At 45.8% G+C, this 19,295-nt stretch carries 19 protein-coding genes; 11 read left to right on the forward strand and 8 right to left on the reverse strand.

All coding sequences use genetic code 11. The annotated features are described in order from the left end of the window. Window positions 1–12 precede the first annotated feature (12 nt). Both VR7878_RS03885 and VR7878_RS03890 read right to left on the reverse strand, forming a co-directional pair. Window positions 13–1,608 carry an ABC-F family ATPase gene (locus VR7878_RS03885; protein ID WP_077333612.1) on the reverse strand — a complete coding sequence of 532 codons (1,596 nt, stop codon included), beginning with the start codon at window positions 1,606–1,608 and terminating at the stop codon, window positions 13–15. A gap of 116 nt (window positions 1,609–1,724) precedes the next feature. Further along, the gene (locus VR7878_RS03890; RefSeq protein ID WP_077333668.1) at window positions 1,725–2,132 is read right to left on the reverse strand and encodes a DUF2061 domain-containing protein; all 408 of its coding nucleotides are present in this window, start codon (window positions 2,130–2,132) and stop codon (window positions 1,725–1,727) included. Window positions 2,133–2,522: 390 nt separating this feature from the next. Here VR7878_RS03890 and VR7878_RS03895 point away from each other — a divergent pair, with 390 nt between their 5' ends. Then, on the forward strand, window positions 2,523–3,713 hold the full coding sequence (locus VR7878_RS03895; RefSeq protein WP_077333613.1) for a dienelactone hydrolase family protein: 1,191 nt from the start codon (window positions 2,523–2,525) through the stop codon (window positions 3,711–3,713). 92 nt (window positions 3,714–3,805) lie between these two features. On the opposite strand, the gene VR7878_RS03900 is transcribed toward VR7878_RS03895, so the two are convergent. Beyond that, window positions 3,806–4,762 (reverse strand): acyltransferase family protein, encoded by a 957-nt coding sequence (locus VR7878_RS03900; protein ID WP_077333614.1) that lies wholly within the window; start codon window positions 4,760–4,762, stop codon window positions 3,806–3,808. A gap of 159 nt (window positions 4,763–4,921) precedes the next feature. Then, window positions 4,922–5,167 carry a YgjV family protein gene (locus tag VR7878_RS03905; RefSeq protein WP_077333615.1) on the reverse strand — a complete coding sequence of 82 codons (246 nt, stop codon included), beginning with the start codon at window positions 5,165–5,167 and terminating at the stop codon, window positions 4,922–4,924. 487 nt (window positions 5,168–5,654) lie between these two features. Here VR7878_RS03905 and VR7878_RS03910 point away from each other — a divergent pair, with 487 nt between their 5' ends. The 6 genes from VR7878_RS03910 (at window position 5,655) to VR7878_RS03935 (ending at window position 12,260) form a co-directional block, all read left to right on the forward strand. Then, window positions 5,655–6,638: a substrate-binding domain-containing protein gene (locus VR7878_RS03910; RefSeq protein WP_077333616.1), complete on the forward strand. Its 984-nt coding sequence runs from the start codon at window positions 5,655–5,657 to the stop codon at window positions 6,636–6,638. A 61-nt stretch (window positions 6,639–6,699) separates the two neighbouring features. After that, window positions 6,700–8,193, forward strand: coding sequence for a sugar ABC transporter ATP-binding protein (locus VR7878_RS03915; RefSeq protein WP_077333617.1), 1,494 nt, complete (start codon window positions 6,700–6,702; stop codon window positions 8,191–8,193). Then, window positions 8,186–9,187 carry an ABC transporter permease gene (locus VR7878_RS03920; protein WP_038179554.1) on the forward strand — a complete coding sequence of 334 codons (1,002 nt, stop codon included), beginning with the start codon at window positions 8,186–8,188 and terminating at the stop codon, window positions 9,185–9,187. Before VR7878_RS03915 ends, VR7878_RS03920 begins: the two co-directional genes overlap by 8 nt. Beyond that, the gene (locus tag VR7878_RS03925; RefSeq protein ID WP_038179556.1) at window positions 9,178–10,143 is read left to right on the forward strand and encodes an ABC transporter permease; all 966 of its coding nucleotides are present in this window, start codon (window positions 9,178–9,180) and stop codon (window positions 10,141–10,143) included. The genes VR7878_RS03920 and VR7878_RS03925 overlap by 10 nt, the downstream gene beginning before the upstream one ends. Window positions 10,144–10,160: 17 nt before the next feature. After that, window positions 10,161–11,810, forward strand: coding sequence for an FGGY-family carbohydrate kinase (locus tag VR7878_RS03930; protein WP_077333618.1), 1,650 nt, complete (start codon window positions 10,161–10,163; stop codon window positions 11,808–11,810). Window positions 11,811–11,888: 78 nt separating this feature from the next. After that, entirely contained in the window at window positions 11,889–12,260 is a 372-nt protein-coding gene (locus VR7878_RS03935) for a VanZ family protein (protein ID WP_077333619.1), read from the forward strand. A gap of 74 nt (window positions 12,261–12,334) precedes the next feature. Here VR7878_RS03935 and bioA read toward each other — a convergent pair whose 3' ends face one another. Further along, entirely contained in the window at window positions 12,335–13,624 is a 1,290-nt protein-coding gene (gene bioA, locus VR7878_RS03940) for an adenosylmethionine--8-amino-7-oxononanoate transaminase (RefSeq protein WP_077333620.1), read from the reverse strand. 104 nt (window positions 13,625–13,728) lie between these two features. On the opposite strand from bioA, the gene bioB reads away from it, so the two are divergent. Genes bioB through bioD form a run of 4 tightly spaced genes read left to right on the forward strand, consistent with a single transcriptional unit; the run spans window position 13,729 to window position 17,404 of the window. Further along, entirely contained in the window at window positions 13,729–14,781 is a 1,053-nt protein-coding gene (gene bioB / locus VR7878_RS03945; protein ID WP_077333621.1) for a biotin synthase BioB, read from the forward strand. Further along, window positions 14,765–15,925, forward strand: coding sequence for an 8-amino-7-oxononanoate synthase (bioF, locus tag VR7878_RS03950; RefSeq protein ID WP_077333623.1), 1,161 nt, complete (start codon window positions 14,765–14,767; stop codon window positions 15,923–15,925). Before bioB ends, bioF begins: the two co-directional genes overlap by 17 nt. Beyond that, entirely contained in the window at window positions 15,921–16,727 is an 807-nt protein-coding gene (gene bioC, locus VR7878_RS03955; protein WP_235862844.1) for a malonyl-ACP O-methyltransferase BioC, read from the forward strand. The genes bioF and bioC overlap by 5 nt, the downstream gene beginning before the upstream one ends. Next, the gene (gene bioD / locus VR7878_RS03960) at window positions 16,724–17,404 is read left to right on the forward strand and encodes a dethiobiotin synthase (protein ID WP_077333624.1); all 681 of its coding nucleotides are present in this window, start codon (window positions 16,724–16,726) and stop codon (window positions 17,402–17,404) included. Before bioC ends, bioD begins: the two co-directional genes overlap by 4 nt. Before the next feature lie 112 nt (window positions 17,405–17,516). On the opposite strand, the gene VR7878_RS03965 is transcribed toward bioD, so the two are convergent. From VR7878_RS03965 to VR7878_RS03975, 3 genes are read right to left on the reverse strand one after another with little or no spacing between them, the layout of a single operon-like run. After that, window positions 17,517–18,152 (reverse strand): DUF1190 family protein, encoded by a 636-nt coding sequence (locus tag VR7878_RS03965; RefSeq protein WP_077333625.1) that lies wholly within the window; start codon window positions 18,150–18,152, stop codon window positions 17,517–17,519. Window positions 18,153–18,162: 10 nt separating this feature from the next. Then, window positions 18,163–18,579: a DUF350 domain-containing protein gene (locus VR7878_RS03970; RefSeq protein WP_077333626.1), complete on the reverse strand. Its 417-nt coding sequence runs from the start codon at window positions 18,577–18,579 to the stop codon at window positions 18,163–18,165. A 30-nt stretch (window positions 18,580–18,609) separates the two neighbouring features. Then, window positions 18,610–19,248 (reverse strand): YjfK family protein, encoded by a 639-nt coding sequence (locus tag VR7878_RS03975; RefSeq protein WP_077333627.1) that lies wholly within the window; start codon window positions 19,246–19,248, stop codon window positions 18,610–18,612. Window positions 19,249–19,295: the final 47 nt, after the last annotated feature.

Here is a 19,295-nt window from a genome sequence, read left to right on the forward strand (position 1 = left end):
ATTTGAGTTGAATTAGCCGATCAGGCCTTGTTTCGCCAGATATTCATCATAGGTGCCGTGGAAATCATTCACGCCATCTTTGGTAATTTCGATAATCCGTGTTGCGATTGAGGAAACAAACTGACGGTCATGAGAGACAAATAACAGTGTCCCCGGGTAGTTTTCGAGAGCTAAGTTCAGAGCTTCGATAGACTCCATATCCATGTGGTTGGTCGGTTCATCCATCAGCAGAATATTGGGTTTTTGCATAATCAGTTTTCCGAACAACATGCGACCTTGTTCTCCGCCGGAGATGACTTTCACTGACTTTTTAATCTCATTTTGTGAAAATAGCATTCGACCGAGAATACTACGTACGGTTTGTTCGTCATCACCTTCTTTTTTCCATTGCCCCATCCAATCCATTAAATTGAGATCTTCGCTGAATTCGTGGGCATGGTCTTGCGCATAGAAGCCAATATTGTTGTTTTCGGACCATTTGATCTCACCGGACATAGGAGTCATAACGCCAGCCAGTGTATTCAACAGCGTTGATTTCCCGATCCCGTTTTCCCCGATAATGGCAATACGTTCACCGACTTCGACCATCAGGTTGACATCGTTAAACAGAATGTTGTCACCATACCCTTGTTTGAGGGCGTTGACTTCGAGCGCATTACGGAACAGCGGTTTCTCCTGCTCGAAGCGAATAAATGGTGACTGACGACTGGAAGGTTTGACCTCTTCAAGCTGAATTTTTTCAAGCTGTTTCTGACGAGATGTGGCCTGTTTGGCTTTTGATGCGTTGGCTGAGAAGCGACTGACAAAGGTTTGTAGCTCTGCGATTTGAGCTTTTTTCTTGGCATTGTCAGCATGGAGGCGTTCTCTGGCTTGCTCGGCGGCAATCATATATTCATCATAGTTACCGTGGAACAAGCGGAGTTCACCATAATCCAAATCGGCCATGTGAGTACAGACGGTATTCAGAAAATGGCGATCATGCGAAATAATAATCATGGTACAGTTGCGAGCCAATAGCGTCTGCTCTAACCAAGAGATCGTATGCATGTCCAGGTTGTTGGTTGGCTCGTCGAGCAACATGATTTCCGGTTCGGCAAACAACACCTGAGCCAGCAATACCCGCAGTTTCAGACCCGGAGCGATTTCACTCATCAAGCCAAAGTGCTGGTCTTCCGGAATGCCCAGTCCGAGCAACAGTTCTCCGGCACGGGCTTCGGCTGAGTAACCGTCCATTTCAGCAAATTCTGTTTCCAGATCACCGACTCGCATACCGTCTTCGTCTGACATTTCGGGTAATGCATAGATGCGGTCCCGTTCTTCTTTGACTTCCCATAGCTCTTTATGACCCATGATGACAGTGTCAATAACGGAGAATGTTTCGAATGCAAACTGGTCTTGTCCCAGTTTTGCCATTCGTTCATTGGGATCTGTTGCAACACTCCCGACGGACGGTTCCAGTTCACCACTCAGAATTTTCATAAAGGTGGATTTGCCGCAACCGTTGGCGCCGATAAGACCGTAGCGGTTACCGTGACCAAATTTAATTGAGATGTTTTCAAATAATGGCTTATCGCCAAATTGCATGGTGATGTTTGCAGTTGATAGCACAGGAAATTCCAGATTGAGTGGTGAATATAAAAAAAGCTGGCCTTGCGGCCAACTGAATAGATAAGCGTCATATTAACAGATTATGTGATAGACATCACCCCTCGTGTAGCACATGACTATGATGATGTTACCGCACTGTGGTGAACACACTGCCATGGTTGATGTTGGGCTTTTCTTTGCCATATTTTCTCGTGGAAATAATAGGCGCAGGTATTGATACTCGGCTCAATCAGTGCCATAACCCCGCCGATCAGCCAGCTACCGGTCAGTAGATAGGTGACATTAAAGGCGACACTGAAATGGATCACCGCGAAGCTGGCAGTTTTAATATGGGGTGCTGCCGCATAACGTTGTAGCGGTGCATACTGAGACCATACTTTTTCATGGAAATAGAATGCCACGGTGTTGACCATGGGTTCGAGCATGGCAATTAAACTTCCCAGAATCACATCGCCTGTCAGAAGATAGGCCACGGTAAAGGCAATGCTGAAGTGAATGGCGGCGAAACTAATGGTCTTTTTCATAGGGTGTCCAACCTGAATCATCTGCTTTGATATCAATATTATTGATAATTATTATCATTCAGTATATTCGATTGTATCTATCTATAGGATAGGCAAAACCGCATATGAGCCGATCATGGGGAAGTGTTAACGCTGCGTACTACTGAGCGGCGAATATGCTTGTGAGAGTCAGTTATTGATAGTTTGACTGAGTGCGTCCGTCCTGCTTCGTGAGGTGCATCATAAGCGTGTATATCGAGATGTCATGAGCCCCAACAATCTGTCTGATTGTGATCCTGCTAACTCACCCGGTTATTTATTTTTATGTAAAATAAAACATTGTTTCAATTTTATGATTAAGTGAGTGTATGCGGTGTTGCGCTCTTTTTCTGCTTATTAAGGATAGTCAAAATGAATCAGTTGATGAAAAACATACTGTTGACGAGCATGATCACCCTGACCAGCTCAACCGTATTTGCTTACAGCAATGATGCCCAGACAGGGTCGGATTACGTCACGCAAGAAATCGATTCACCGGATAGTAGTTTCCCGCTGTTTTATGAAAAATTGAAAGCGGTGCGGATGCCGTACCAACTTGCTTGGCATGACGAATATAATCCGGAGATATGGCACAACATCGCGAAGGCCAAGGCGCAGGAAATTATTTTACCTTACCAAGATGACACACCATTTAATCCGCTGGTGATTGACCAGATTGATCGGGGAAGCTATATCGCCCAGAAAGTTGTGTTTAATATCAGCCATGAGAGCCGGGTACTGGCATTGATGTTAACCCCGAAGGGGGACGGGCCTTTCCCTGCGGCTCTATTTTTACATGATCACGGTGCGCGGTTTGATATCGGTAAAGAGAAGTTTGTGCAGACTTGGGGTGATGATGCGCGCTTATCGTCATCGCGGGAATGGGCGCATCGCTATTTTACCGACCGTTTTCCCGGTGATGAATTGGCAAAGCGAGGTTACGTCGTTTTATCCATCGATGCACTGGGGTGGGGGGATCGCTCCGTTGAAGGATTTAGAACCGACTCACAACAGGCGCTGGCCTCGAACTTATTTAATTTAGGTAGTTCATTTGCCGGCATCATTGCACTGGATGATTTACGGGCGGCGAAGTTTCTGGCTAGCCTGCCACAAGTGGATAAGTCACGAGTCGCATCTGTCGGTTTCTCCATGGGGGCATTCCGTTCTTGGCAAGTGGCAGCGTTATCGGATGATATCACCGCGAGTATTGTTGATTCATGGATGGGGACAATGAAAGGTTTGATGGTGCCCGGCAATAACCAGCTCAAAGGGCAATCTGCCTTTACGATGTTACACCCGTATATGGCTCGTTATCTGGATTATCCCGATGTTGCTGCCATTGCAGCACCGAAGCCGATGTTGGTGTTTGCAGGAGGTTTAGATCCATTGTTTCCCGTCGATTCTGTCCAACAAGCATTCGCTAAACTGCACCAGGTATGGCGAGCCAATGGCGCAGAAGATAAACTCAACACCCGAATCTGGCCGAATAAGGGGCATATCTTTACCGAAGATATGCAGGAAGCCGCGTTCAACTGGTTGGATCAACAGTTTGAGATGAATTAGGTAAAAACGTATTTATCACGGTGTCATGAACAGCGCGGGCTTACATTTCGCAATGAGATGCCCGCGTAATTTATGCTACGGCGTGATGTATACTAAAGAATATAACCCACCCGTTTATACACCTGTATCAGCACCAACGAGAAAATCATGGATAGCAGGGCGCAGCCGATCGCCATAGGCGTATTCTCCCACGGATGAATTTTGGTCAGGACACTTAAACAGAACGGATGAATCAAATAAATGGCCGTTGAAAAATGCGCCAGATACTTGTTGTTGGTGGTGCGCTGAGAACGCATGGCCAGCAGGAATAGTACCGGGCAGATCCATATCAGCGAAAGGTAGTTATCAAATACCCCGGTACGAGACGGCTGATTAAGGTTGAACCAGCTTTCCCCCAGTAACAGCCCGATACCGATGAGAGCTGCAATGTACAGTGTGCTGGTCGATGTTTGGGCAAACAGTTGATGTTTGCGGATAAAGAAACCGAGATAGAAGAACGGGAAGCCTAACAATAAAAAATTGCGATGGGTGAAGCCGATATTGAAGAGTTCATCGGCAAATGTCGAAGACATCAGATGATAATTACCGATGTACTGTATAACCACACCCAGCACAAAGCAGAGTAACGCAAGTTGTATACCTGTTCGGGTCCGATCTCTGAATACATAGGTCATCAGTCCTGCACCGAGCATACCAATCAAATACCATAAATGGTGATAGCCGACGATGAGTGTTTCAACGACAGTCATCATCCCGATGAAATTCATGGTGAGTGGCTTGAGCCAGAAATAAGCATAAAAGATGGTCCAGAACAGATAGAGTATCGCGACTCTTTTACTCCACTGGAGCAACTTATCTGTCGTCGCTATTGAGATGAAGTAATAACCATTGATGATAAAGAAAATCGGAACAGCAATTCTGAAAATACCGGCGGTGATGAGGTAGTATCCTTCGGTGGTCAGTTCACTGAGAAAATTGCTGTGGATACCGATGACCATGAAAGCTAAGACGATTTTGAAAATATCTAACGTTAAATTTCTGTTGTGCATAAGTCCGGATAAACTGATTGTGGTGGGGGACTAATGTACCATTCTGAGCAATGGATAGGGTTTTCATTGTGTCATTTCTCTGAAATAAGACACTCATGATGAGTTACTATCCGTTGCAGTCAGTTTATTCGTATGGCGCTTGAGAGTCAGAGTACAAGTTCAAGCTTTATTGAGCTCCTGACAGGCTTCTGTCCGGGCTTTGCGCAGATAGTAAATGTTGGCACCGGTAATAAACAGGTTTGCAAGTGTTACCGGCCATGAATCAATAATCAGACCGTAAGTGACGAATAGCAGGCAGCCGATACAGTTGACGATTCGTAACTTGACGATATCTTTCATTGTAAATGACAGCGCGACCATCAGTGATGCGGCGTAACCAATGATTTCTACTGTGTTTGCATTCATTATGTGACCCTTGTCTGATTTATTCGCGGGCACTATAACAGCACAAGATGTCGGTTCAATCCCTCGTCAAAAAATTTGGGAAGGGGAACGATAACGCAATCGTTTGACTGAACAAAATAAGGATTTGCTTTGGTCTTTCCGGAGAGCAAGCTGAGACCCTGAACACAACATCAGGCGCTGAAAAATCATTGAAGTCTTGCTTTTGGTCATTCTGACTTTTGATGGTGCTTTATGGTTATGTTTTTATTTTGTTATATTTTTGTTTAATTTGTGTTAATTATATGATGTTTTTGTGTAATAAAATTACATAAAATGCATTATTTAACATTTTTATAACAATTTTGTTGGTAAATTGAAACATTTGCGTGCGCTTATCACACTATTTAGCGGCGCTGAACAAGCGTTAATAATATACCTATTAGTATCTACGCATCTACTCACCACTCGGTAGATAATCCCTACAGATTATCCAATAAAGGATGCGGATATGAAAGAAATTACAAAGAAAGCCATAAAAATAACGCTATTAAGTTTGCTTTTCAGTTCAGCTTCAGCGCTTGCGAAAGACTATGAAATCGTAAACGTCGTTAAGGTCGCGGGTATTCCCTGGTTTAACCAGATGGAAAAAGGCGTATCACGAGCTGCTGATGTGTTGCACGTTCATGCGCGGCAATTAGGCCCGGCCACGCCGGATCCTGCCCAGCAAGTTAAAATTATTGAAGACTTGATTGCCAAAGGTGTTGATGCCATTACGGTTGTCCCCAACGATGTAAAGGTCTTAGAGCCTGTATTTAAGAAAGCAAAAGAGAAAGGAATTGTTGTTTTAACGCATGAGGCACCGGATGGTCATGGCGCTGACTGGGATATCGAAACGATTGATAACCAAGCATATGCCAAAGCGACGATGGATGAACTTGCTCATCAAATGGGTGGTAAAGGTGGCTATGCGATTTATGTTGGCTCATTGACGGTCCCCCTGCATAACAACTGGGCTAATCTTGCTATCGCTTATCAGAAAAAAGCTTATCCGGATATGTATGAAGTAACTGATCGTATGCCTGTCGCAGAAAGTATTGATGCATCTTATGCTGCGACAAACGATTTGATGAAAGCTCATCCGGATATGAAAGGGATCATTTCATATGGTTCATTAGGGGGGATCGGGGCCGGTCAGGTGATTAAGAAAAAACGTGCCAAGGATAAAATTGCAGTCGTTGGTATCATGATGCCGGGTCAGGCTGCGCCATACTTGATGACCGGTGATATTGACAAAGGCTTTTTGTGGAATCCTGCCGATGCTGGTTTCGCGCTTGTTGCCGTGGCCAAAGATATTCTCGATGGTAAAGATATATCAAAAGGTTTAGATGTTCCGACTCTGGGTAAGGCGGAGATTGATACACAAGCTAAAGTTATCAAGTTCAATAAAATTTTAGAAGTTGATAAAAGTAATGCGACGAAATTAGGTTTTTAACCGATATTTTGGGGGGCTATTGAATATAGCCCCGATGATCAATTGCCGAAGGTGAACGAATATGTCTGAAGTGCCATTTATCACATTGAAAAATGTATCTAAATACTTTGGTAATGTAAAAGCGCTGAATAAAGTAAATTTAGAGTTCAACATGGGGGAGGTACACTGTTTAGCCGGGAAGAATGGTTGTGGCAAAAGTACTTTATTTAAAGTGATTTCCGGTATCCATGTGCCGGAGCCCGGATCGGAAATAATTTTGAATGGTAAAAAGTATGAAAGACTGACGCCAGAAATATCAATTAGAAAAGGCATACAGGTTATTTATCAAGATCTTTCCTTATTTCATAATTTAACTGTCCAAGAAAATATTGCTATCCAAGAAAATGTGAAATCTCCATTTGGATTAGTGAATAAAGATAAAGCAAAAAAAATCGCCCTGAAAGCGATGGAGAAAGTTGGGATTTCTCTTCCTTTAGATATCACCGTTGATCAGTTATCTATTGCACAATGCCAAATCGTTGCGATTTGTCGGGCAATGGCTTCAGCAGCCAAATTAGTGATTATGGATGAACCGACCGCCTCCCTGACTCGTCACGAAGTGAATCAGCTCATTAAAGTAGTTCTGGATTTGAAAGCAAAAGGGATTACCGTGGTGTTTGTCAGTCACAAACTGGATGAAGTTATGGAGATCTCTGATCGAATTACCGTGATTCGTGATGGTGAAACTGTCGGGACATACAATGCCAATGAAACGAGTCGTGACGATTTGGCCTTTTTAATGACCGGGCAAAAGTTCGAATTTAAACCGCTACCGGCCTACAACCATCACGGAACGACGCAATTAGAAGTGAAGCATTTAACGCGTGCCCATGAATATGAAGATATTAATTTCTCTGTTCAAACGGGTGAAATTGTAGCGATCACTGGTTTGCTGGGATCTGGTCGAACCGAGTTGTGTATGAGTTTGTTTGGTATGACCCAACCTGATTCGGGCAGTATACTCGTTAAGGGAGAAGCCGTTTCTTTCAAGTCCAATCGAGATGCTATTGCATCCGGGATTGGCTATGTATCTGAAGATCGGATGTCCACGGGTCTGGTCATGGCTCAGTCCATTCACGATAATGTTATCTCCGCCATTTTCTCCAGATTGAAAAGCAATCATGGATTACTCGACCATGAGAAAGCCAAATCTTTGGTACGTCGATTAATTCAATCATTAAGTATCAAAGTTTCTGATCCTGAATTGCCTGTGACCAGCCTGTCTGGTGGTAATGCGCAGCGTATTTCAATTGCAAAATGGATTGCCGCCGAACCAGAGTTATTAATTCTGGATTCACCGACAGTCGGCGTTGATATTGCCAATAAAGAAAGTATTTATCGGATTATGCAAGATTTAGCTAAACAAGGGATTGCGATATTAATGATCAGCGATGAAATTCCTGAAGTTTATTATAATAGTCATCGCGTTTATGTCATGAAAGAAGGTCGGCTAACTCAAGAGTTTTATCCTGAAAATTGCTCAGAAGTTGAAATAATGGAGGCGGTCAATGCCTAGTCAATTAAAACTCTCTTGGATTACAAAGCAACATGAATTTTATTTATCGGTTTTGATTATTGTACTGATGCTGGGGTTGTCTATGACAACAACAGATTTTTTTACCGTAGGTAACTTATTTGATATGACTGTCAGCTCAGCAATTCTAGGTATATTGGCATGCGGGTTATTTGTTGTTCTGGTATTTGGTGGTATTGATATTTCGTTCCCGGGGATGACAGCGATATCACAATATATAACGGCATTATATATTTTGCATTATGGTGGTAATTTTTATCTTGCCTTTGCCATATCAATAATCGTCGGGTTTATATTAGGAACCGTCAACGCGCTGCTCGTCTATCGCCTTAAAGTACCTGCAATTATTATTACGATTTCGACACTGAATGTCTGGTTTGGTTTACTGATGTATTTCAGTCGTGGCGATTGGCTATATGGTTTCCCTGAATGGTTCATGAATGGCGTTGAGTGGTTCACCTTTACCGGTTCTGATGGGTATCAGTATGGGGTTTCTTTACCGATTATAGCCTTGATCGTTGTTGTCGCCTGCACCTCGTTGTTAATGAATAAAACCACGTTAGGAAGACAAATCTATGCGGTTGGTGGTAACACGGAATCGGCATCCAGAATGGGGATCAATATTTTCAGGTTACACATCTTTGTTTATGGCTTTATGGGGGCTGTTTCCGGGATTGCCGCTGTGATTCAGACACAAATCACCCAATCTGTCGCGCCGAATTCATTGATGGGATTTGAGCTGATTGTGCTCGCTTCTGTTGTATTAGGTGGGGCAAGTATGACCGGGGGAAAAGGGCGGCTGATTGGGGTCGTGCTTGGCGTTATCTTACTGGCCATCGTGAAGAATGGACTGACGCTATTGAGCATCCCATCTTACTGGCACACCGTCCTGACCGGGATCATCATTGTTGCAAGTATTAGTGCTACGGCGATGAATGAAAGAAAACAAGCATCGAAGGGATTGGCATGGAAATGATCATCAATAAATTGAAAATGTCGTCAGACAAAAATATTCAATATTTAATCTTTATATTAGTGGCAATCTTTTTACTGATGTTTCTGACTGCCGGTGGCAGTTTTTTCTCATTAGATAACATTCAGTCAATGGCTTATCAAATCCCAATTCTTGGTTTGTTAGCGCTCAGTATGGCTGTGTGTATGCTGACCGGAGGAATCAATCTTTCGATTATCGCAACCACCAATGCGTGTAGTCTGGTGATGGCCAGTATCATCAATGTTGCTCCCGATAATTTAATGGTTACCCTGATCGCAATACTTGCCGGACTTGTTACAGCCATCATCGTCGGTCTATTCAACGGTGGCTTAATTGCTTATGTCGGTGTATCTCCGATCCTCGCAACGCTGGGTTCGATGACGTTCATCAATGGATTGAATGTCCTTATCTCGGGCGGTGCGGTGATTTCCGGTTTTCCTGAGGCGATCCTGTTTATCGGCAATGGCTCTGTTGTAGGCGTTCCGTTGCCGTTAATTCTATTTGTTGTCTTTGCGCTCTCACTGTGGATATTGCTGGAACATACCGGACTTGGCCGGGCGATTTATCTGATGGGATCTAACGAAAAAGCAACGAGATTGTCCGGCATTGATACTCAAAAAGTGACTGTTTATGTCTATATTATTTCCTCAATGCTGTGCTGGGTGGCCGCCTTAGTGATGATGGCGAAATTTAACTCGGCTAAGGCCGGATATGGGGAGTCATACCTACTCATCGCGATTTTAGCCTCGGTGCTAGGCGGAATAAATCCTGATGGCGGCTTTGGTCGCATATTGGGTATCGGCTTAGCACTGATCGTCCTCCAGTCTTTAGAAAGTGGTCTTAACTTACTCGGCGTTAGTAGTTATTTAACCATGGCACTTTATGGCGGGATTTTAATATTTTTTATTTTTTTACAAAGAAATAGTCAGCGTTCATAAAAAGTGCGGGGTGAATTATGGGTTCAATTTATTTTATTGGCGTTGATGTTGGTAGTGGTAGTGCACGAGCCGGAGTGTTCGACATTTCTGGCCGGATGCTTGCAGAGTCAAAACGCAACATCATGATGTTTAAACCGAAAGCAAATTTTGTTGAACAATCATCAGATGATATTTGGCAATGCGTTTGCTTGTCGGTAAAAGATGCAATCTCGAAAGCAAATGTAGACCCGCATGATATTCAGGGGATCGGCTTTGATGCAACGTGCTCGTTAGTGGTACTCAATAAAGAAGGAAAACCACTCACCGTCAGCCCAACGGGGCGAAATGAGCAAAATGTGATTATGTGGATGGATCACCGTGCAATCACTCAGGCGAATCGTATCAATGAGACAAAACATAAGGTGCTTGATTATGTCGGCAGCCGTATTTCTCCTGAAATGGAAATGCCTAAGCTAATGTGGTTAAAACAGCATAAACCAACCACTTGGTCTAATGCCGGGTATTTCTTTGATTTACCAGACTTTTTAACATGGAAAGCGACCCATCGTAATTCTCGTTCGCTTTGTTCTACGGTGTGTAAATGGACTTATTTGGGCCATGAGGGCAAATGGGATCGTGACTTTTTCAAACGCATTGGTTTAGACGATCTGTTGCTGGATGATGCACAGAAAATCGGTAACGAGATTATTCCGATGGGACAGCCGGTGGGGAACGGATTAACGGCACATGCGGCCAACGATCTCGGACTGATTACCGGTACCCCGGTAGGGACGTCGATTATTGATGCGCATGCCGGTGGCATTGGTGTTTTAGGCGCCTCAAATATTAACAAGAATGCTCATGTCGATTTTGACCGGCGGCTGGCATTAATTGGCGGTACCTCTTCATGCCATATGGCGGTGTCCAAATCCGCCAGATTTATTGATGGTGTTTGGGGCGCGTACTACGGTGCGATGGTGCCAGATTATTGGCTCAATGAAGGTGGTCAGTCAGCCACGGGCGCGCTCATTGATCATATCATTACGTCACATCCGGTTTATCATGTGGCACAAGAGCGAGCCCAAAGTCATTCACAAACTATTTATGAGTATCTGAATGACATTTTATTAAATTTAGCGGGGGCAAAAGACCGAATCGCTTTCTTGGCGAAAGATATGCATGTATTGCCATATTTTCACGGGAATCGCTCGCCCCGTGCTGATCCCAGTTTAACCGGTGTGATGACCGGATTGCAGATGATTCAAACGGAAGAAGATTTAGCACTTCAATATCTGGCAACGATACAGTCAATTGCTTTAGGCACCAGGCACATTATTGAATCCTTAAATCAGTCTGGTTACTCAATTGATACGATCATGGCATGTGGTGGCGGGACTAAAAACCCCATATTCATTCAAGAACACGTCAATGCGACCGGCTGTACTATGTTACTGCCAGAGGAGAGTGAAGCGGTATTGTTAGGCTCTGCGATGCTTGGTGCGGTCGCTTCCGGTACTTATACCGATATTCCGACAGCGATGGCTTCAATGAGTCGAATTAGCAAGACGGTTATGCCACAAACCGAACTGATCAAATCTTTCTATGATTTGAAATACAAGGTATTTCTAGAAATGTATGCAGATGATATGAAATATCGGAAAATCATGGGAGAATTGAATATCTCATAATGATTTGTACGAAATCGTTGCTCAAAAAGCTTACATCCATCGGGTAAGCTTTTTGGATATCATCCGTATTGGCAGAATATGAACAAATTGCACATCATCAAACAGTACTGGCTGAACATCATGCTATTGATCCTTGCCGCGATCACGGTATTGTCACTATGGCCGCTTGCCACCTTACCGAATGTTCCGGGAACCGATAAGACCCATCATTTCATCGCTTATGCCGCGCTGATGTTTCCGGTAGCATTACGCCAACCCCGGAGATGGGGATGGATAGGGGTTGCTTTACTTGCCTACAGTGGTGGGATTGAGCTGGTTCAACCTTATGTCAATCGTTATGGCGAGTGGCTGGATTTGGCAGCCAACGGCGGTGGGCTGGTTTGTGGCTGGCTGCTAGCAATGGTGTTGAATTGCTTTGATTCGCGAGACGGATCAGCACAAGATCGATAATAGTGTCGTGGGTCAGATATGTCACCCAACCCACTCAGTGATGATTCAGCCGCTCGGGTCATTGAGAAAGCAAATCACTGAAAAAATAGTGCCGGTTGTTGTAAGGCCCGTTCAATGGCCTGAATCAACTGAGCCAAATCATCATCGGTCGAAAGGTAAGGCGGCATCAGATAAATCAATCGGCCAAACGGACGGATCCAGACGCCTTGGCGGACAAAGTGCGCCTGAATCTCGGCCATTCTGACTGGTTGATGGGTTTCGATGACACCAATGGCTCCGAGCCAACGGACATCTTTCACCATCCCGTACTGTTGCAGCGCTGGCAGATGAGTGGCAAAGAAATGCTCGATCTGCTGCACTTGGGTTTGCCAATCACCTGTTTCGATCAGACTTAAACTTGCCTCGGCAACTGCGCAGGCTAACGGGTTGCCCATAAATGTCGGACCATGCATAAAACATTGCGCTTCTCCGGAACAGACGGTTTGTGCCACGTGTCGAGTTGTTAATGTCGCTGATAACGTCATATACCCACCGGTTAATGCTTTCCCGACACAGAGAATATCCGGCTCGATCTGCGCGTGTTCACAAGCGAACAATTTCCCCGTTCGGCCAAATCCGGTGGCGATCTCATCAGCAATCAGCAATACATTAAATTGATCACACAGCTTTCTGACTTCCTGTAAGTAGCGCGGATGGTAAATCCGCATGCCGCCTGCACCCTGAACAATCGGTTCAAGGATCACGGCGGCAATGGTGTGATGGTGCTGTTCAAGCTGAGATTGAAAATCGTCGATATCTTGTGGATGCCACGGCTCGTAAAAGCCGGTTTGTGGGGACTCTGCGAAGAGATGTTCCGGCAGAAATCCCCGATACAGACGGTGCATCGAATTATCCGGATCCGTCACAGACATGGCGGCAAATGTATCACCGTGATAGCCGTGACGTAGTGTCAGGAAACGGGGACGGGATTCTCCGCGGCTATGCCAGTATTGCAGCGCCATCTTCAAGGCAACTTCAACAGCAACCGATCCGGAATCGGCAAGAAAAACATGCTGGAGTGACGGAGGAACCATTTGCAATAATTTTTGACATAGCCCGATAGCCGGTTGATGGGTCAGACCGCCGAACATCACATGCGACATGCGGGACAACTGTTCAGTGACCGCGCTGTTCAGCCGGGGATGGTTGTAACCATGAATAGCTGCCCACCAGGATGACATCCCATCGATCAACACTTCACCACTTTCCAGATGAATTTGATTGCCGACAGCATGACTGACCGGATAACAATTGAGGGGCGAGATAGTTGATGTATAGGGGTGCCAGATGTGATTTCGGTCGAAATCTAAATCTAATTTGTTCATTATTTAATCTATTGTAAACTTGGTGAATTTTATTTTGTTGACAGTGTAGCGCTTCTGTTTAGACTAGCCAACAAAAGTCTCTCTGATAAGAAGAAGGAATACACGTGGAAGTTCGTCATGATTGGACGGTTGCAGAAGTGCAATCTCTGCTCAATAAACCCTTCATGGATTTATTATTTGAAGCCCAGCAAGTGCATCGTCACTACCAACCGCATAACTATGTTCAGGTCAGCACATTGTTATCGATTAAAACCGGTGCATGTCCTGAGGATTGTAAATACTGCCCGCAAAGTGCCCATTATCGTACAGATGTGGATAAAGAACGTCTGATGGAGGTTGAGCGAGTATTGGATGCGGCTCAGAAAGCAAAAGCATCCGGCTCGACCCGTTTCTGTATGGGTGCTGCATGGAAGAACCCGAAAGCACGGGATATGCCGTTGTTAAAAGAGATGATTTCCGGAGTGAAAGATATGGGGCTGGAAACCTGTATGACACTGGGAATGCTCACCGCAGAGCAAGCGCAGGAGCTGGCTCATGCCGGATTGGATTACTATAACCACAATCTTGATACTTCCCCTGAATTTTACGGCAATATCATCACTACCCGAACTTATCAGGATCGTCTCGACACACTGGCACATGTCCGGGATGCCGGGATGAAAATTTGCTCCGGTGGCATTATCGGCATGGGGGAAAGCACGGATGATCGCGCCGGGCTGCTGGTGGAGCTGGCCAATCTGCCGACCCAACCGGAAAGTGTACCGATCAACATGTTGGTGAAAGTCAAAGGGACACCGTTAGAATCGGCTGAGGATGTGGATCCCTTTGACTTTATCCGTCTGATTGCGGTTGCCCGGATTATGATGCCGCAGTCTGCTGTTCGCTTGTCTGCCGGACGGGAGCAAATGAACGAGCAAATGCAGACACTCTGTTTTATGGCGGGTGCGAATTCTATTTTCTATGGCTGTAAATTACTGACGACGCCAAATCCGGCAGAAGACAGTGACATGCAATTGTTCCGTAAACTGGGAATTAATCGCCAGCAAGTGGTACAAAAACCGGACGAAATTCAGGAAAACGAGTTACTGGATCGTGTGGTTGAACGTGTTGCTGCGCGTCCCGGAAAAGATGACCTGTTCTATGAAGCCGGCATTTAAACACCGGATAACGACTGCGCTAGCTGAGCGCGCCGCGCAGGGACTGACCCGGGCACTGACTCCGCTGGCACGTCAAAATGAAGCGCAATTCGTTCATCAAGGACGGACATATCTTAATTTTTCCAGTAACGATTATCTGGGGCTTGCCACTGATCCGGCGCTGATCGCTGCGTGGCAGGAAGGCCTGAGTCGTTACGGATGTGGCAGCGGTGCCTCACCGTTAGTGACGGGGTTTCACCAATCCCATCAAACACTCGAAGCAATGCTGTGTGAGTGGCTGGGATATGAGCGGGCGATTCTGTTTAATTCAGGGTTTAGTGCCAATCAGGCAGTTTTGTTCACGCTATTACAACGGGGTGACTTATTACTTCAGGATCGGTTAAATCACGCCTCTCTGATGGAAGCCGGATCACTTTCGGCAGCCACGATGAAGCGCTTCCGTCACAATGATGTGAACCATCTCTCGACATTGCTTTCCACCGACCAAACCAATGTCGTGGTGACCGAAGGTGTGTTCAGTATGGATGGCGACTGCGCACCGCTTGCTGAATTGAGTGCTTGTGTGCAGCATCGGGCGGTCTTGATGGTTGATGATGCCCATGGTATCGGAGTTCTGGGACGAGATGGGGCGGGGAGTTGCGCAGCTGCGGAAATTCACCCTGATCTGCTGGTGGTCACCTTCGGTAAAGCATTCGGCCTCTCCGGGGCTGCGGTCTTGTGTGATCGGGACACCGGTGATTATCTCACTCAGTTTGCCAGACATCATGTCTATTCGACGGCAATCCCGCCGGCACAAGCTTACGCACTGAGCCGGGCGATTGAGATGATTCAGCGCGACCAATGGCGTCGTGACAAGCTCCGCCAGCTTCAGGAAATATACCATACACATCTCCCCAGACACGTCACTGCTTCACTGTCACAAACACCGATTCAACCGCTGATTATCGGCAGTAGTGAACGAGCTGTGCAGTTTGCGACAGCCTTGCGGGAGCAGGGGATTTGGGTCAGTGCGATTCGTCCGCCAACCGTGCCGGAAGGTACAGCACGACTAAGAATAACCTTGACGGCCGGGCATAGTGAGGCTCAGGTGCGTCAACTGGCGATGACAATGCAGCAAATTATGGAGGCTAGTGGTGAGTATTGAACTGATCCGACAGCCCTTATCAGCGGCTGTTTCCCAGCGAAAAGTGCGGATTGCCGCAGCATTTGGGAAAGCGGCACAAAGTTATGATCGCCATGCAGCTTTTCAGCGGGACGTCGGTCAGCAACTTCTTAACGAGCTACCGCAGGATTTACGGGGTTGTGTGGTTTTGGATCTCGGTTGCGGCACCGGATTTTTTTCGGAGCAGATACGTCAGCGTGGCGCAGAGGTGATTTGTGCCGATTTATCACAGCATATGCTGGAACACGCGAGGCAACGTTGTGGTAGCGCCGGGGTTGAATACTGCCACTGTGATGCAGAAGCGCTGCCTTTAGTTGATCACAGTGTTGATTTTGTGTTCTCGAGTTTAGCGTTGCAATGGTGTGAGTCGCTGGTGGTTGCATTGCGAGAAATCAAACGTGTTCTCAAACCTGCGGGGAAGGGCTATTTCTCTATTCTGGCTGCCGGTTCTCTTATTGAACTGGAACAAGCGTGGGCGGAAGTTGATTCAGCCCGACATGTGAACCGCTTTATCTCTGGGAATACGGTAAAAATTGCGTTAGCGCAAGCTGGGTGCACCCAGTATCAGATAGACTTATGTTCGTTCAGGCTTTGGTATGGTTCAGCAATGCATCTCATGAAAGATTTGAAAGGCATTGGTGCGACACATATTGACGAGCGGACGAATCGACTCATCAGTCACCGGATGCTTGCTCAGGTTGAGGTGGCGTATCAAAAATTCGCCAACCGAGAAGGGCTACTTCCTGCTACTTATCAGGTTTGTTTTGGGGTTATTCAGCAATGATCGACGCACTATTTATTGCAGGTACAGATACGGATGTCGGTAAAACGGTCGCATCAAAAGCGATCTTACAGGCGCTAGCTGCCAGGGATTTAAAAACGATAGGTTATAAACCCGTCGCGTCAGGATGTGAGAAAACGGAGTCCGGTTTCCGTAATTCTGATGCTTTGCATCTTATCAAGGTTGCGACCTGTCAGAGTGATTACGACAATATTAATCCTTATGCACTGGAATTACCGACATCACCACATATTGCTGCAAAACATGCAGGTGTTGCGATCGATTTTTCAGTATTAAGTAACCACTTAGCGCAGCATAAAGCGAATACAGATATTGTTTTGATTGAAGGGGCTGGCGGCTGGCGCGTACCCGTCTCAGATACAGAGTGTTTGTCTGACTGGGTGAAACAGGAACGCGTGCCCGTGGTCTTGGTGGTTGGTATTCAACTGGGATGTCTGAATCATGCTATGCTGACCGCAGAAAGTATTCGAGCCGATGGTCTGGAAATTGTCGGCTGGGTTGCCAACCGGATCAATCCGGGGACTGAGCATTATGCCGATATCATCGAAATGCTGGAACAGAAAATGAACGCACCAAAGCTGGGAGAGATCCCTTATGTACCCAGTGCGAAGCGTCAGGAGCTGGGACGGTTTATTGATGTTGAGCCGCTTCTCGTTTAGACGGAGCCATCACCGACTCGCTAATAACGATCAACATAAAAAATGCCGAGTTTTTCTCGGCATTTTTTATGGGTTGAAGGCATGTGCCACGCTTGGTGAAATAAGCGTTTGGTTAGCCTCCCCAGCTGCGGCTGGAAGAACCGAAGCTGCGACTTGAAGAACTTCCCCAACTTGATTTTGCTGAAGATGTTGAACCAAAACCACCGCGGGAGATTGTCCGGGTGACGGTTGGTTTGGGTTTCATTTGATCGCGATGAATCTTAACCGGATTGGTTCTATAACTTGAGCTGCCGTAATTATTCCCATTTGCGCTGCGCCACTGATGGTAATAAGGGCTATTCGGGTAATTGGAATAGAACATCGGTTGTGAATAGTAAGACCGGGGGCCGTCTAGCATTCTGGCAAACATGAACCCAGCCATTGCTGGCATAAACCAACTGTGATTATTCGGATCCGCACGACACATATCGACACCGAAATCGGCAATACAGTCATTGAGTGAATTGTATCGGGGCGCTGTCCGGGCAGATTCAGACACAGCGTTCTGATAAGCAGCCTTACACTCAGTGGTATGGCCTGAGTTATCGTTGATACAATCATCAACACTCTTATAAATAACGGCATCTTTACCGCTGTCACCACAACCGGACAGGGCAAGACCTGCGATTGCAACAGTAATCGGGGCATAAGCGGCACAACGCCAGTCTTTCTTCATGTGTGCCAGAACGACTTGTTTACTTCTCTTCATGATTCGGCTCCTAGTAGGTCATACAGGCCGCATTTAACAGACCGACAGAGATAGACATGGCTGCCATCAGAATGGCTGCTGGGATTTCTCCGCCTTCAATACGCTCTGCAAGTTTTGGCATAAAACCAAAGCGAACCACCAGAAAAGCGATAATCTGAGCAATCAGTGCGACAAGGCTCCAGACACAAAAATCAATGAGGTTTACTGCATTGCTGGCGGCACCGGCGAGTGCCAGAGAAAAGCCGATCATTGAACCGGATAAAGCAATTGCCGCAGCGGTATTTTTATCATCTTTGACCAGTTTCCACTCATCATAAGGGGTGATTCGTACATAGATCAGTTTAAACAGAATCAGAAAGGCCAGTGATATCACAAAGTAAAGTGAAAAATTACCTAATCCAAGGAGTGAATGACGTATAAGTTCCATAAATATATTCCTAATACAGCAGTAATAATATTATCCAATGATTTTAAAATCGGTCGGGGTGAGTTCAAAATAGGTACTTAACACTAAACAGTGTTCAGCTTTATGTTGATTGATGACTTCTTCTCCGGCTACCATCAGGCCCTCGAAATAGCCTGACTCCGTTTCTCGTTCATAAACCATGACAAACTGATCGGTTTCTGTGACCGAGCCGTCTTTATGCCAGGTTTTTTCTGTCATCGCGACGGGCACAATATTATCCCAGGCTTTTTGAAATTGATGGGATTCCAATGACCAGTCTGTTTTGACGATGCCACTTTCAAGCAGTGTCTGCCACTGATTCTCGGTATCGATCGGTGAGGTATCGTAGTAATAAAACATTTTGACTTCACGAACATCTGAGTCTTGTGTCCCTTCCTGCAATACTTGCACATAACCATCGTCGTCAGTGTAAAAACGCAGCAGACGGGTTTGGTTGTCTAGTTTGACTTCACCGACGGCTTGAATCAGTTGTGTGGATGAGACGCCTTCGATGATCAATTCTGGCTCGATTAATTTGAGTTTGAGGTCATCAAATTCAAATGCACCTCCCAGACGAAAACCGAGCACTTCAGGTGCTGTCGGCTCCGATGTTTGTGAATCAGTTATTTTATTCTTCAGCCAGCTAAACATGGTATCACCTTGGTTAAAATCACGACGCGCTGAATAACGAGCGCTTA

Origin of the sequence: Vibrio ruber DSM 16370, from assembly GCF_900163965.1 — a bacterium.
GTDB classification, from domain to species: Bacteria; Pseudomonadota; Gammaproteobacteria; order Enterobacterales; family Vibrionaceae; genus Vibrio; species Vibrio ruber.

Excerpts from the sequence above, each read along its gene's own strand:
- VR7878_RS03890 (WP_077333668.1), bottom strand. The coding sequence starts at position 2,132 with ATGAAAAAGACCATTAGTTTCGCCGCCATTCACTTCAGCATTGCCTTT.
- VR7878_RS03895 (WP_077333613.1), top strand. The coding sequence starts at position 2,523 with ATGAATCAGTTGATGAAAAACATACTGTTGACGAGCATGATCACCCTG.
- VR7878_RS03900 (WP_077333614.1), bottom strand. The coding sequence starts at position 4,762 with ATGCACAACAGAAATTTAACGTTAGATATTTTCAAAATCGTCTTAGCT.
- VR7878_RS03905 (WP_077333615.1), bottom strand. The coding sequence starts at position 5,167 with ATGAATGCAAACACAGTAGAAATCATTGGTTACGCCGCATCACTGATG.
- VR7878_RS03910 (WP_077333616.1), top strand. The coding sequence starts at position 5,655 with ATGAAAGAAATTACAAAGAAAGCCATAAAAATAACGCTATTAAGTTTG.
- VR7878_RS03915 (WP_077333617.1), top strand. The coding sequence starts at position 6,700 with ATGTCTGAAGTGCCATTTATCACATTGAAAAATGTATCTAAATACTTT.
- VR7878_RS03920 (WP_038179554.1), top strand. The coding sequence starts at position 8,186 with ATGCCTAGTCAATTAAAACTCTCTTGGATTACAAAGCAACATGAATTT.
- VR7878_RS03925 (WP_038179556.1), top strand. The coding sequence starts at position 9,178 with ATGGAAATGATCATCAATAAATTGAAAATGTCGTCAGACAAAAATATT.
- VR7878_RS03930 (WP_077333618.1), top strand. The coding sequence starts at position 10,161 with ATGGGTTCAATTTATTTTATTGGCGTTGATGTTGGTAGTGGTAGTGCA.
- VR7878_RS03935 (WP_077333619.1), top strand. The coding sequence starts at position 11,889 with ATGAACAAATTGCACATCATCAAACAGTACTGGCTGAACATCATGCTA.
- bioA (WP_077333620.1), bottom strand. The coding sequence starts at position 13,624 with ATGAACAAATTAGATTTAGATTTCGACCGAAATCACATCTGGCACCCC.
- bioF (WP_077333623.1), top strand. The coding sequence starts at position 14,765 with ATGAAGCCGGCATTTAAACACCGGATAACGACTGCGCTAGCTGAGCGC.
- bioD (WP_077333624.1), top strand. The coding sequence starts at position 16,724 with ATGATCGACGCACTATTTATTGCAGGTACAGATACGGATGTCGGTAAA.
- VR7878_RS03965 (WP_077333625.1), bottom strand. The coding sequence starts at position 18,152 with ATGAAGAGAAGTAAACAAGTCGTTCTGGCACACATGAAGAAAGACTGG.
- VR7878_RS03970 (WP_077333626.1), bottom strand. The coding sequence starts at position 18,579 with ATGGAACTTATACGTCATTCACTCCTTGGATTAGGTAATTTTTCACTT.
- VR7878_RS03975 (WP_077333627.1), bottom strand. The coding sequence starts at position 19,248 with ATGTTTAGCTGGCTGAAGAATAAAATAACTGATTCACAAACATCGGAG.